Source organism: Amycolatopsis sp. NBC_01480 (assembly GCF_036227205.1).
In the GTDB taxonomy this organism is placed as follows: Bacteria; Actinomycetota; Actinomycetes; order Mycobacteriales; family Pseudonocardiaceae; genus Amycolatopsis.
In genome coordinates this window covers 6,190,855-6,202,452 of sequence record NZ_CP109442.1, presented here as the reverse complement: position 1 = coordinate 6,202,452, position 11,598 = coordinate 6,190,855, and the positions used below count along the sequence as shown (strand labels likewise).

At 71.3% G+C, this 11,598-nt stretch carries 13 protein-coding genes and 1 pseudogene; 5 read left to right on the top strand and 9 right to left on the bottom strand.

The genetic code is table 11. The features are described 5' to 3' along the window. Positions 1-188 precede the first annotated feature (188 nt). Together OG371_RS29675 and OG371_RS29670 are read right to left on the bottom strand one after the other, a co-directional pair. Entirely contained in the window at positions 189-854 is a 666-nt protein-coding gene (locus OG371_RS29675) for a DUF2461 domain-containing protein (protein ID WP_329058638.1), read from the bottom strand. Between the two features lie 155 nt (positions 855-1,009). Next, positions 1,010-2,257, bottom strand: a complete 1,248-nt coding sequence (locus OG371_RS29670; protein ID WP_329058636.1) for a glycoside hydrolase family 18 protein — start codon at positions 2,255-2,257, stop codon at positions 1,010-1,012. A gap of 167 nt (positions 2,258-2,424) precedes the next feature. Here OG371_RS29670 and OG371_RS29665 point away from each other — a divergent pair, with 167 nt between their 5' ends. Next, positions 2,425-2,748 carry an ArsR/SmtB family transcription factor gene (locus tag OG371_RS29665; RefSeq protein ID WP_329058634.1) on the top strand — a complete coding sequence of 108 codons (324 nt, stop codon included), beginning with the start codon at positions 2,425-2,427 and terminating at the stop codon, positions 2,746-2,748. Positions 2,749-2,805: 57 nt separating this feature from the next. On the opposite strand, the gene OG371_RS29660 is transcribed toward OG371_RS29665, so the two are convergent. Continuing rightward, complete coding sequence (locus OG371_RS29660) at positions 2,806-3,147, bottom strand: winged helix-turn-helix transcriptional regulator (protein WP_329058633.1); 342 nt, start codon at positions 3,145-3,147, stop codon at positions 2,806-2,808. Between the two features lie 72 nt (positions 3,148-3,219). Here OG371_RS29660 and OG371_RS29655 point away from each other — a divergent pair, with 72 nt between their 5' ends. Continuing rightward, on the top strand, positions 3,220-3,990 hold the full coding sequence (locus tag OG371_RS29655; protein ID WP_329058630.1) for a group II truncated hemoglobin: 771 nt from the start codon (positions 3,220-3,222) through the stop codon (positions 3,988-3,990). A gap of 2 nt (positions 3,991-3,992) precedes the next feature. On the opposite strand, the gene OG371_RS29650 is transcribed toward OG371_RS29655, so the two are convergent. Together OG371_RS29650 and OG371_RS29645 are read right to left on the bottom strand one after the other, a co-directional pair. Next, a complete protein-coding gene (locus OG371_RS29650) occupies positions 3,993-5,318 on the bottom strand; it encodes a S41 family peptidase (RefSeq protein ID WP_329058628.1) in 1,326 nt (441 codons plus the stop codon). Between the two features lie 91 nt (positions 5,319-5,409). Continuing rightward, complete coding sequence (locus OG371_RS29645) at positions 5,410-6,435, bottom strand: 6-phosphofructokinase (RefSeq protein WP_329058626.1); 1,026 nt, start codon at positions 6,433-6,435, stop codon at positions 5,410-5,412. Positions 6,436-6,720: 285 nt separating this feature from the next. On the opposite strand from OG371_RS29645, the gene OG371_RS29640 reads away from it, so the two are divergent. Next, complete coding sequence (locus OG371_RS29640; RefSeq protein ID WP_329073299.1) at positions 6,721-7,809, top strand: 3-deoxy-7-phosphoheptulonate synthase; 1,089 nt, start codon at positions 6,721-6,723, stop codon at positions 7,807-7,809. 1 nt (position 7,810) lies between these two features. Here the strand turns inward: OG371_RS29640 and OG371_RS29635 are convergent, their stop codons facing one another. The 4 genes and pseudogenes from OG371_RS29635 to OG371_RS29625 all read right to left on the bottom strand — a co-directional run bounded on the left by OG371_RS29635 (position 7,811) and on the right by OG371_RS29625 (position 10,093). Beyond that, positions 7,811-8,071: a S41 family peptidase gene (locus OG371_RS29635; protein ID WP_329058625.1), complete on the bottom strand. Its 261-nt coding sequence runs from the start codon at positions 8,069-8,071 to the stop codon at positions 7,811-7,813. 26 nt (positions 8,072-8,097) lie between these two features. Beyond that, positions 8,098-8,436: pseudogene (locus OG371_RS47535) on the bottom strand (S41 family peptidase); the annotation flags it as partial. Between the two features lie 372 nt (positions 8,437-8,808). Then, positions 8,809-9,297 carry a polyadenylate-specific 3'-exoribonuclease AS gene (locus tag OG371_RS29630; RefSeq protein WP_329058623.1) on the bottom strand — a complete coding sequence of 163 codons (489 nt, stop codon included), beginning with the start codon at positions 9,295-9,297 and terminating at the stop codon, positions 8,809-8,811. Positions 9,298-9,331: 34 nt separating this feature from the next. After that, the gene (locus OG371_RS29625; protein WP_329058621.1) at positions 9,332-10,093 is read right to left on the bottom strand and encodes a lysophospholipid acyltransferase family protein; all 762 of its coding nucleotides are present in this window, start codon (positions 10,091-10,093) and stop codon (positions 9,332-9,334) included. A 220-nt stretch (positions 10,094-10,313) separates the two neighbouring features. Between OG371_RS29625 and OG371_RS29620 the strand changes: the two genes are divergently transcribed. Both OG371_RS29620 and OG371_RS29615 read left to right on the top strand, forming a co-directional pair. Further along, positions 10,314-11,078 (top strand): alpha/beta hydrolase, encoded by a 765-nt coding sequence (locus OG371_RS29620; RefSeq protein WP_329073298.1) that lies wholly within the window; start codon positions 10,314-10,316, stop codon positions 11,076-11,078. Continuing rightward, on the top strand, positions 11,078-11,593 hold the full coding sequence (locus OG371_RS29615; RefSeq protein WP_329058619.1) for a hypothetical protein: 516 nt from the start codon (positions 11,078-11,080) through the stop codon (positions 11,591-11,593). The genes OG371_RS29620 and OG371_RS29615 overlap by 1 nt, the downstream gene beginning before the upstream one ends. Positions 11,594-11,598: the final 5 nt, after the last annotated feature.

The window sequence follows — 11,598 nt, the reverse complement described above, 5'->3', positions numbered from 1 at the left end:
GAAAGTTCAGAGGAACTGTTCAGAAACCTGACGGGTCGCTCACCACCGTCGGCCGGACGGTGGTTCGGCTCACCGCGGCCGCGACCTTCGCCTTCGCCCTGGTCAGAGCCGGATCCGCCGGCCCGGCAGCCCGATGACCAGCGATTTTCCGGTACGCGCGTACTGGGATTCCTCCGAACGGGGCGGGGTCAGCGCCGGGGCTGCTCGCTCGGCCCGACGTGGTCGCGGGCCCACTCGTTGAACGCCCGCAGCTGCCGCCACGACTTGCGGACGCGCTCCAGCGCCTCGCGCTCGTGCAGGAAGTCGGCGGGCTCCCAGGTGCGCGCGGCGTAGACCGAGCGGTACCGGAGCAGGTCGATGCGGGGGTGGTCCTCGGCGAAGCCGCGCGGGCGTGATTTGAGCCGGTCGCCGTTGATCTCCCAGCCGCCGCGCCGGAGCGTGGCCAGGATCTTCTCCAGCACCGGGCCGTGCAGCTCGGTGTCGACCGCCGTGCGGAACCGCGCCAGCTGATCCGACGCCAGGTGGAAGCAGCCGCCACCGACGCGCAGCCCGGCCGGGCCCAGCTCCACGTAGTACGCGCCGCCGCCGCGGCCGGCCTCGATCACCCCGCCGCAGTGCGTCTTGTACGGCGTCTTGTCCTTGGCGAACCGCACGTCGCGGTACGGCCGGAACACCTTGCCCTCGCCGAAGCCCTGGCCGAACTCGGGCGAAAGCTCCTTGAGCAGCGCCTCCATCGGCGCCCGCACGTCGCCTTGGTACACCGCCACGTTCTGGTCCCAGTAGGACTTGGAGTTGTCGGCCTCCAGCCCGTCGTAGAAATCGACGGCGTACTCCCCGAATCCCGTGAACTTCACGTCCCGCACGATAATCCGGGACACCGACAGTTCTGCTTCCGGACACCGGACGAGCCCGCCGGAGGGGTTCCGGCGGGCTCGGTTCCGTGGGGCCCAGTGCGGCCGGCGCGCTCGTGCGCGGCCGGCCACACCGGGGAGTCATTCCACTGGTGCCTTCACTTGGCGACGGCCGTGACCAGCTCGCCGTTGGTGGTGTCGCCCGAGAGCTCCCAGACCATCGCGCCGCCGAGGCCCTGGGTCTTGGCGTAGCTGACCTTGCCCGCGATCGTGCCCGGGGTGTCGTAGCTCCACCAGTTCGAACCGCACTTGGCGTACGCGGTGCCCGCGATCGTGCCGGTGGACGGGCAGCTGGACTTGAGGATCTTGTAGTCCTCGATGCCCGGCTCGTACTTGGCCGCCGCGGGGCCGGTGGCGGTGCCGCCCGGGGTGGCCTGTGTGACACCGGTCCAGCCGCGGCCGTAGAACCCGATGCCCAGCAGCAGTTTCGACGCCGGCACACCCTTGCTCTTGAGCTTCTGGATGGCCGCGTCGGCGTAGAAGCCTGCGGTCGGGATCCCGTTGTAGGAGGTCAGCGGCGAGTGCGGGGCGGTCGGGCCCTGCGCGTTGAAGGCGCCGAAGTAGTCGTAGGTCATCACGTTGTACCAGTTGACGTACTGGGCCGCGCCCGCGTAGTCGGCGGCGTCGATCTTGCCGCCGTTCGTGCCGTCGGCGGTGATGGCCGCGGTCACCAGCTTCGAGGAGCCGAACTTGGCCCGCATCGCCGCCATCACGTTCTTGAACGCCGCCGCGCCGCTGGTGTCACAGCTCAGGCCGCAGGCGTTCGGGTACTCCCAGTCGAGGTCGATGCCGTCGAACACGCCGGCCCAGCGCGGGTCGTTGACCAGGTTGTAGCAGGAGTCGGCGAACGCGGCCGGGTTCTGCGCGGCCTGACCGAAGCCGCCGGACCAGGTCCAGCCGCCGAACGACCAGAGCACCTTCAGGCCGGGGTGCTTGGCCTTGAGCTTCTTCAGCTGGTTGAAGCTGCCGGCCAGCGGCTGGTCCCAGGTGTCGGCGACGCCGTCGACGCTGCCCGCGGCGTCGTAGGTCTTCTGGTAGTCGGCGTACGCGTCGCCGATCGCGCAGCCGCCGTTGGTCACGTTGCCGAACGCGTAGTTGATGTGCGTCAGCTTCGCCGCCGAGCCGGAGGTCTCGACGTTCTTGACGTGGTAGTTCCGGTCGTAGACACCCCATTCGGTGAAGTAACCGACGACCTTGCCGACGGACGCCTGCGCGCTCGCCGGCGCGGCCTCTCTGTCCGAGGCCGGGGCAGCGGGCGCTGCCGTGGCGGCGAGGGCGAGGCCGACGAGCGCGGCGCTCACCGTGCCGATCAGGGACAAGAAGCTCCTCTTGCGCGGACCTACCATGCCGGGCTCCCTTCGGGGAGTCACACCAGGTGACGGGACGAGGTGGGGACCGTCACACCGTAAAGTGGACTAGACCATTAGGTCAATGGTCTAGTCCAGATACAACACCGGGCAATTCGAACATTCCTTGACAGGCATGAACGCGGCGCGGCACATTCCCTGGTGTGATGCAGACTTTCGACGTCCTCGCCGAGCCCCGCCGCCGCTCGATCCTCGACCTGCTCCGCGACGGCGAGCGGTCCGTCGGCGAGCTGGTCGACGAGCTGGCGCTGAGCCAGCCCGCCGTGTCCAAGCACCTGCGCGTGCTGCGGGAGGCGGGCCTGGTCACGGTGCGGGTCGCGGCCCAGCGCCGCTGCTACCAGCTCCGCGCCGAGCCGCTGGCCGAGGTCGATGCCTGGCTCGCGCCGTACCGCCGGTTCTGGTCCGACCGGCTCGACGCGCTGGAGCGGCACCTGGACGCGACGGACCCCGCCGCGACCCGCCCGGAGTGACCCACCCGTCGCCGCGCCACCTTCAAGGCAGCTATGTCCCTGAAGGTGGCCTAGCGGTCAGGCCGGTGTCTCGAAGGTGACCCCGGTGGCCGCGGCCCGGCGTTCGCCCCAGGCGTAGAGCGCGGTGAGCGCCGGGCCGAGCGCCTCGCCCTCCTCGGTGAGCCGGTACTCGACGTGCGGCACCCGGCCGTCGAGGCTGTCGCGGCGGACGAGCCCGTCGGCGGTCAGCTCGCGCAGCTGCTGGGTGAGCATCTTCTCGCTGATGCCCGGCATGCGGCGGCGCAGCTCGCCGTAGCGGTGCACGCCCTCCTTGAGGTGCGCCAGGATCACCGGCTTCCACCGGCCGCCGATCACGTCGACGGCGAGCTCGACCGGGCACCAGTAACGCCTGCCCGTCATCACGGCCTCCTGAAGCTACGCACCGGAAAGTACGTGGTTGCCCGGCCGCGCCGGGTGCGGTCTGCTGACCGCATGATCGTGGAATACCTGCGCTACACCATTCCGGCCGATCGGACGACGGCGTTCGAAGCCGCGTACGCCGAGGCCGCCGTCTCGCTCGCGAAGGCACCCCAATGCCTCGGCTACGACCTCAGCCGCTGCGCCGAAGACCCTACGCGCTACGTCCTGGCGATCCGGTGGACTTCGGCCGACGACCACCTCAAGGGCTTCCGCACCGGCCCGCACTTCCCGGCGTTCTTCGCGGCGATCCGCGATTACGTCGGGGACCTCGAAGAGATGCGCCACTACGAGCCGACGGCCGTCACGGGCCTGGGCGGCGCCCGTCCGCCCACCCTGTACGAGTGGGCCGGCGGCGGCCCGGCGCTCACCCGCCTGACCGAGGTCTTCTACGGCCACGTGCTCCAGGACCCGTTGCTGGAGCCGGTTTTCCGCGCCATGGACGCGCACCACGCCGAGCACGTCGCGACCTGGCTCGGCGAGGTGCTCGGCGGGCCGGCGGAATACACCGCGCACCACGGCGGGCACCCGCACATGATCGGCCGGCACCTCGGCCGCGGGATCACCGAGGAGCAGCGGCGACGCTGGGTGTCGCTCCTGCTCGACGCCGCCGACGAGGCCGGGCTGCCCGCCGACCCGGAGTTCCGCGCCTCGTTCGCCGGCTACCTGGAGTGGGGCAGCCGGCTGGCCGTGCTGTTCTCGGCGCCCGGCGCCGGGCCGGCCACGGACGAGCCGGTGCCGCACTGGGACTGGGTCCGGCCGCCGTGGCAGGCGCCGGCGTCCTAGAGTCAGCGGCCGCCCAGCAGACGGCGTGCCGTGGCCAGCGCGGTGTCGCGGCCGGCCGCCAACTCGACGGGGGTGAAGACCGGCGTGCGGACGTCGGGGCTGATGCCCGTGCCGTCGTACGTGCGCCCGCGCGGGTCGAGGTACTCCTCGTTGGGCACGACGGCGGTCCAGCCCGGTTCGGGCAGCGTCCGGTCCATCGTGTCGGAGTAGACGCCCTGGGTGTTCTCGCCGATCAGCACCTGCCGCGGGGTGCGGTTGAGCAGCGCCTGCGTGAACGTCTCCCCCGCCGACACGTCGAGGTTCCCCACCAGCACGGCGAGCGGGCCGGTGTAGCGCGGTCCGGCGGCCGGGCGCACGGTGAACGGCTGCGGTGCGGTGAACCGCGACGGGTCGGCCGGGTCGTTGCGCGTGCGCTTGGCGTAGGCGAAGTGCGGCGCGTCGGTCAGCCTGGCCGCGACGGCGAGGCCGAGCGGGTCGGCGCCTCCGCCGTTCACCCGCAAGTCGAGCACCAGCCCGCGCAGCGAGCCCACGCGTGAAGCGGTGAAGATCGCGTCGAGCGCGTGGTCCAGGACCTCGCGATCACCGGCGAAAGTGTCCGTGTAGCCCTGGAATCCGGTGATCCGCAGGTAGCCGAGGCCACCCGGCAGGTCGGCGTACGAGATCGCCCCGTCCGCCCAGCGCTGTACCGGGGCGCTGAGCGCGGCGTCCGTCACAGCGACGGCCCGCGGGATGATCGACGGGTCCGGCGTGCCGGGCCGCGGCGACGTGCAGCGCTTGTCCGGCGTCAGCAGGCCGACGTGCGCGTCGTGCAGCGGGGTGATCAGTCCGCAGAGGACGTCGTACAGCCGTTCCGGGTGCGCGGCCACCTCGGCTCGCGCGGCCTGGCCCTCGGCCCGCCAGTCGACGCCCTTCGCCGCGAAGAACGGGTAGTTCTCGGCATAGGTGTGCCAGAAGACGTCGAAAGTGGACAGTGCGCTCCGGTCCGGCGCCGCCTGGCAGGCGCGGGGCAGCCCGCCCGGCAGGCGGCGCAGCGAGCGCACGCCCAGGTCGCCGTCGAAGCTCAGCTTGTCCTGGCGGATCGTGGCGACGGTGCCCTCGCTCGTGGTGAACGTCGTGCCGTCGCCGGTGCCGGTGAGCGAGCCCGGCAGGCAGCTGACCGAAGTGACGTCGTACGTGGTCAGCCGGCCGCCTGAGACCGCCACGAACTGGCCGTAGCCATCGGCCTGCCAGATCCCGTCCACAGTGGACACAGTGGACACAGTGGGCACTGTGGGGCCGGGGACCGCCGCCAGGGAGAACAGGGCCAAGCCCGCCAAGAGAATCCGCATGGCAGCGAAGGTAATGATCACCCGGGGCGCCCGGAATCCCGCGCGCCCCCGTACGCCGGGTGGGGCTGGTCCCACCCGGCGCGGGAAAGACTCAGCCGAAGAAGACCTCGGCCTCTTCGTACCGCTCCAGCGGCACGGTCTTGAGCTCGGCGGTCGCCTCCGACAGCTTCACGCGGACGATGTCGGTGCCCTTCAGCGCCACCATCACGCCGAAGTCGCCGTCGGCCACCGCGTCCACCGCGTGCAGGCCGAAGCGCGTGGCGAGCACGCGGTCGTACGCGGTCGGCGTGCCGCCGCGCTGCACGTGCCCGAGCACCACGGCGCGGGACTCCTTGCCGGTGCGGTGGGCGATCTCGTCGGCGAGCCAGTTGCCGATGCCGCCGAGGCGGACGTGCCCGAAGGAGTCCTTCTCGCCGGTCAGCAGCTTCTCCTGGCCGCCCTCGGGCAGCGCGCCCTCGGCCACCACGATGATCGGCGCGTACTCGCGCTCGAACCGGCGCTCGACCCACTCCACGACCTGGTCGACGGAGAACTCGCGCTCCGGCATGAGGATCACGCTCGCGCCGCCGGCCACGCCGGAGTGCAGCGCGATCCAGCCGGCGTGCCGGCCCATGACCTCGATGACCAGCGCGCGGTGGTGCGACTCCGCGGTGGTGTGCAGCCGGTCGATCGCCTCGGTCGCGATGGACACCGCGGTGTCGAAGCCGAACGTGTAGTCGGTGGCGCCCAGGTCGTTGTCGATCGTCTTGGGCACGCCGACCACGCCGACGCCGTCGTCGGTCAGCCGCTTCGCGACGCCGAGGGTGTCCTCGCCGCCGATCGCGATCAGCGCGTCGACCTGCTGCTCGGCCAGCACGGACTTGATCTTCTCGACCCCGCCGTCGACCTTGTACGGGTTCGTCCGCGAGGAGCGCAGGATCGTGCCGCCGCGGGTGAGGATGTCTTCGACGTCGTCGAGGCCGAGCGGCCTGCTGTCGCCGGTGAGCGGCCCCTGCCACCCGTTGCGGAAGCCGACGAGCTCCCAGCCGTGCACCTCGATGCCCTTGCGGACCACCGCGCGGATCACCGCGTTCAGGCCCGGGCAGTCCCCGCCACCCGTCAGCACACCGACACGCATCTCGAGCCTCCGTCTTTTCGTCACGTGGAGATTGCAGTCACATTTCGCCGCCAGGGTAGCGGCTTTCCTCTGGATCGGTGCAGCCCGTACCACCTGGCGAATCGGTACACCGTCACGCTTGTGCTACCTTGGCCTCGTGCAGCGCTATTTCTGGTTTACGAAGCCGGCCCCGGGTGGGCACGGCGGCGTGAACCTGCGCTGACCACCACCGCCCGAGCCGGATTTCCACCGGCTCGGCGAGTTGCCCGCGGGTCGGTGTCCTCCAGGAAGGAACCACCCGCCGTGATCACCCCCCAGCTGAGTGCCGGGCCCGCCGACGCGGGTTCGCTGGACAACCAGCGCACCACCGCGATCAGCCCGCTGATCTCCCCCGCCCTGCTCCGCGAGGACCATCCCGTGGACGCCGCCGTGGCCAAGGTCGTGCAAACCGGCCGCAGTGAGACTGTCGACATCCTCGACGGGCGCGACGACCGGCTCGCCGTCGTCGTCGGCCCGTGCTCGGTGCACGACCCCGAAGCCGCGCTCGACTACGCCCGCAAGCTGGCCGCCAAGGCCGAGGAGCTGCGCGGCGACCTGCACATCGTGATGCGCGTGTACTTCGAGAAGCCGCGCACCACGCTGGGCTGGAAGGGCCTGATCAACGACCCGGACCTCGACGGCACCTTCGCCGTGAACAAGGGCCTTCGGCTGGCCCGCAAGCTGCTGCTCGACGTGTCGGCGCTCGGCCTGCCGGTGGGGTGCGAGTTCCTGGACCCGATCACGCCGCAGTTCATCGCCGACATCGTCACCTGGGGCTCGATCGGCGCGCGCACGGCGGCGAGCCAGGTGCACCGGCAGCTGTGCAGCGCGCTGTCGATGCCGGTGGGGATCAAGAACTCGACCGAGGGCGACATCCAGGTGGCGGTCGACGCCACCCGCGCGGCCGCGGCGTCGCACGTGTTCCCCGGCATCAACGTCGACGGCCTGGCGGCGCTGCTGACCACCTCCGGCAACCCCGACTGCCACGTGATCCTGCGCGGCAGCTCGGCCGGCCCCAACTACGACCCCGCCTCGGTGACGGAGACGTTGGGGCGGCTGAAGAAGTCGGGCCTGCCGGAGCGCGTGATCATCGACGCCAGCCACGGCAACAGCCGCAAGGACCACGTCCGCCAGGGCGAGGTGGTGACCGAGCTGGCCGCGCGGATCGCCGCGGGCGAGCGCGGGATCGTCGGGCTGATGATGGAGAGCTTCCTGACCGCCGGACGCCAGGAATTGGTACTGGGCCGGGCTTCCGAGCTCACCTACGGCCAGTCGATCACCGACGCCTGCCTCGACTGGGACACGACCACCGGCCTGCTCGACACGCTCGCGGCGGCCGTTCGCGCGCGCCGTTGACTCAGTGGCGGGCGCACCCGGGCTGGGTGTGCAGCCAGGCCGTCGCGGCCGCGACCTCCTGATCGGTGGTCGCGGCCGCGGGCAGCGGGTGGTCCGGCTGGATCGGGATGTTGTCGTAAACGCGGCCGGCCCGGTCGACGTCGCGCGAGGACGTGACCCGCAGGACGGCGCCGTCGCTGAGCCGGTAGGCCTCGTTGCCGGTGGCGAAACCAGCAGTGGCTTGACCGAAGCTGGCAGTGCGGGAGAGACCGCGGAACGCCACGAGTGTCGCTTCTCCGAGCTGGCCGTCTGGCCGTCGGTGAGCACGGCGACCGGCGGTTGCGGGCGGGCCAGGCGCAGCGGGTTGACCTCCGCGGCCTGCGGCCGGCCGTCGAGCAGGACCTGACCGGCGTGCAGGGTCCAGGTGCTCGTGCCGTCGGGGCCCTCGAACGAGCCCAGCAGGCCCTCGTCCAGCAGCGGCGCCAGGACCGTGAGCATCGGGGCCATCGCCCCGCCGATGTTGCCGCGCAGGTCGACGATCCAGCCGCACGGACGGCCCGAATCGGCGTTCGCGACCGCGGTCTGCCCGGCGGCGACGTAACGGCGTTCGCCGTCCGGGTCGAACGTGAACGCGGGGATGGTCAGCACGGCCACGTCACCGGAGGTCCAGTTGGACGGCACCTCGATGGTCTGCGGCAGCGGGGGCACGGCCTGCGCGGGGGTGAGCAGGCTGGTGTGCGGGTTGCCCAGCTGCCGGATCACGCTCTGGATCGCCGGGTAGGTGCCCGCCCGGTCGGACGCGCTCGCCGCCAGGTGCAACGCGCCGGCTTCCACCTCAGGCCAGTCGAGGGAATCCCGGTCGATCGAGCGGGCCCGCAGCAGGCTGAGCGCGTAGATCAGGTAGTCCCGCGGCGAAGTCGGGCTCGGTGCCGACGCGGCCAGTCCCGCGACAAGCACCAGCCCCACGAAAACAGCAAGCAGACGACGCACCGCGCTCCCCCATCACGGCAAGCCCCGGTGTCAGCGGCGGCGGAAGGCCGATTCGATGACGTCCCAGCGCTGGTAATTGTGCCGGGCGTCGGCCAGCGCGTCGTGCTGGTCGGTCGGGGCGGCGGGCAGCTTGGGCTTGCCCGCGTCCTCCCAGCGCTGGCGCAGGTCACGCGTGAAGCGCGGCAGCTGGCGCGGCAACGCGGGCATCGGGCCCCACAGCTGGGCCAGCGCGACGTGGTCGTAGGCCGCGAACCAGGCCCACAGCTCGATGCCGCCCGGCGGCTTGCCGAGGAACTCCAGCAGGTCGGTGCGGATCTTCTCGCGGCTGCGCCACGCGGGGTCGGCCGGCGAGGGCAGCTTCGGCAGCACGTTGTCCCGCACCCAGGGGCCGGCCTTGCCCGGGTCGAAATCGGTCGACACGGCGTAGAACTCGCGGCCGCGCTCGTCAACGACACCGATCGACACCAGGTCGATCGTCACGCCGTCCTCGATGAACTCGGTGTCGTAGAAAAAACGCATCGCGAAAACGTATCAGCGTCGCTTCGGAGCGCCGCTAGCCCGCCTTGGTCTCGGGCACCCGGTCGGCGGCACGGCCCGTGGGCTGCTCCGGCACCTTCGCCTTGACGCCCGCGGCCTCGGCGGCGATCAGCTCCTTGGCCTTCGCCGCGTAGATGTCCACGTACTCCTGGCCGGACAGCTCCATCAGCGCGTACATGATCTCGTCGGTGATCGACCGCTCGATGAAGCGGTCGCCGGAGAGGCCGTCGTACCGCGAGAAGTCCAGCGGCGTGCCGAAGCGGATCTCCAGCCGGCGCGGCCACCACATCTTGGAGCCGATCGGGTTGACCTTGTCGGTGCCGACCATGGCCACCGGCACCACCAGGCCGCGGGACTCCAGCGCGATCCGGGCGACGCCGGTCTTGCCCTTGTACAGCCGGCCGTCGGGCGAGCGCGTGCCCTCGGGGTAGATGCCGAGCAGGTGGCCCTCGCGGACCAGGCGGGTGGCGGTGTCGAGGGCGGCCTGCGCCGCGTTGCCGCTGGAGCGGTCGATCGGGATCTGCCCGACGCCGGTGAAGAACCACTTCTTGAGCAGGCCCTTCAGGCCCGGCTCGGTGAAGTACTCGGACTTGGCCGGGAAGGTGACCTTGCGCTTGACCCGCAGCGGCATGAAAAACGAGTCGGCCACCGCGAGGTGGTTGCCGGCCAGGATCACGCCGCCGGTCTCGGGGATGTTCTCCGCGCCGACGACCTTGGTCGGCCACAGCGTCTTGAGCAGCGGACCGATGAACACGAACTTCATGAGCCAGTACACCACCGCGCTCTTGTCCTTCCCGTGGCCCGACGTCCGAGTTCTCAGTCGTCAAGACTACGAAACCCGGCGGTCCGCGCACAATGCGAGACCGGGGGCTACTGCCCGGCAGCGACCGATCTCACAGCGCAGGCGGGTGAGCACGGGCACCGGCCGGGGCCCCACAACACCGCGCGAGCGTGAGAGCATGGAAGACCTACACCGCTTCGATCGGAAGGCGTTCGTCATGGGCGTGCTCGCCGGCGCGGAACCGTTCGCCCACACCGGTTCGTCCGGGGCCGGGTTCCTGCTCTGCCACGGCTTCACCGGCACGCCGGCGGGGCTGCGGGCCTGGGGCGACCACCTGGCCGAAGCCGGGTACGCGGTCCGCTGCCCGCTGCTGCCCGGCCACGGCACCCGCTGGCAGGACCTGAACCGCACGACCTGGCAAGACTGGTACGGCGCCGTCCGCGAAGAGCTGCTCGCGCTGCTGTCCACCTGCGAGACGGTGTACGTCGGCGGCCTGTCCATGGGCGGCACGCTCACGCTGCGGCTGGCCGAGGAGTTCGGCGACCGGATCGCCGGCCTGGTGCTGGTCAACCCGTCGGTGACCCGGCTGAAGTGGGACACGGAGCTGCTGCCGCTGCTGGCGCACGTCGTCCCCTCGGTGCCCGCGATCGCGAACGACATCGCCAAGCCCGGCGAGACGGAGCTGGCCTACCCGCGCACCCCGGTGCGCGCCGCCGCCAGCTTGGCGCAGCTGTGGCGCTTGGTGCGCGCCGACCTCGGCAAGGTCACGCAGCCGGTGCTGCTGCTGCACTCGCGGGTCGACCACGTCGTCGAGCCCGAGAACTCACGGCTCGTGCTGGCCGGGATCTCCAGCACGGACGTCACCGAAGTGGTGCTGGAGCACAGTTTTCACGTCGCGACCCAGGACAACGACGCGGAACTGATCTTCAGCAGCAGTGTCGACTTCGCCCGGGCGACGCGGGCGGGACAGGTAGGTGCCTGATGAGCAGGGGGAAAGGCACGGACGGGCCTGAGGACGTCGACGCGACGTTCGCCGAGATCGTGGCGGACCTGCGCGCGGAGGGGGTGGGCGTGTTCGCCGAGGACGCGCTGGAGGTCGCCGAGGACACGGCGGCCGATCGGCCCTCGGACACCAGCCCGCCCAGCACGCCGCCCGCGAAGCAGGAGAAGCCCGCCGAGCCGAGCGAAGGCTGGCGCGGCGGCGGCACGACGTGGGACGCCACCATGTTCTCCGACGACCCGGCCGAGGACGACGAGCACTTCGTCCCGCCGGAGCCGCCGCCCCTGCCCCGCCCGCGCAAGGGCGCGTTCGTGGTCCTGCTGTTCTTCGTGGTGGGGCTGCTGCTGCTGATCGTGCCGAACCTGATCGGCGTCAGTCCCTCGCTGTCCATGCCGCTGGGCATCCTCGCGCTCGCCACCGCGATCGCGCTCCTGCTGCTGCGCGTGCGCCAGGGCCCGCCGCCCGGCGCGGACCCGCACAACGGCGCCCAGGTCTGACCGGG

Excerpts from the sequence above, each read along its gene's own strand:
- OG371_RS29670 (WP_329058636.1), bottom strand. The coding sequence starts at position 2,257 with ATGGTAGGTCCGCGCAAGAGGAGCTTCTTGTCCCTGATCGGCACGGTG.
- OG371_RS29665 (WP_329058634.1), top strand. The coding sequence starts at position 2,425 with ATGCAGACTTTCGACGTCCTCGCCGAGCCCCGCCGCCGCTCGATCCTC.
- OG371_RS29660 (WP_329058633.1), bottom strand. The coding sequence starts at position 3,147 with ATGACGGGCAGGCGTTACTGGTGCCCGGTCGAGCTCGCCGTCGACGTG.
- OG371_RS29655 (WP_329058630.1), top strand. The coding sequence starts at position 3,220 with ATGATCGTGGAATACCTGCGCTACACCATTCCGGCCGATCGGACGACG.
- OG371_RS29650 (WP_329058628.1), bottom strand. The coding sequence starts at position 5,318 with ATGCGGATTCTCTTGGCGGGCTTGGCCCTGTTCTCCCTGGCGGCGGTC.
- OG371_RS29645 (WP_329058626.1), bottom strand. The coding sequence starts at position 6,435 with ATGCGTGTCGGTGTGCTGACGGGTGGCGGGGACTGCCCGGGCCTGAAC.
- OG371_RS29630 (WP_329058623.1), bottom strand. The coding sequence starts at position 9,297 with ATGCGTTTTTTCTACGACACCGAGTTCATCGAGGACGGCGTGACGATC.
- OG371_RS29620 (WP_329073298.1), top strand. The coding sequence starts at position 10,314 with ATGGGCGTGCTCGCCGGCGCGGAACCGTTCGCCCACACCGGTTCGTCC.
- OG371_RS29615 (WP_329058619.1), top strand. The coding sequence starts at position 11,078 with ATGAGCAGGGGGAAAGGCACGGACGGGCCTGAGGACGTCGACGCGACG.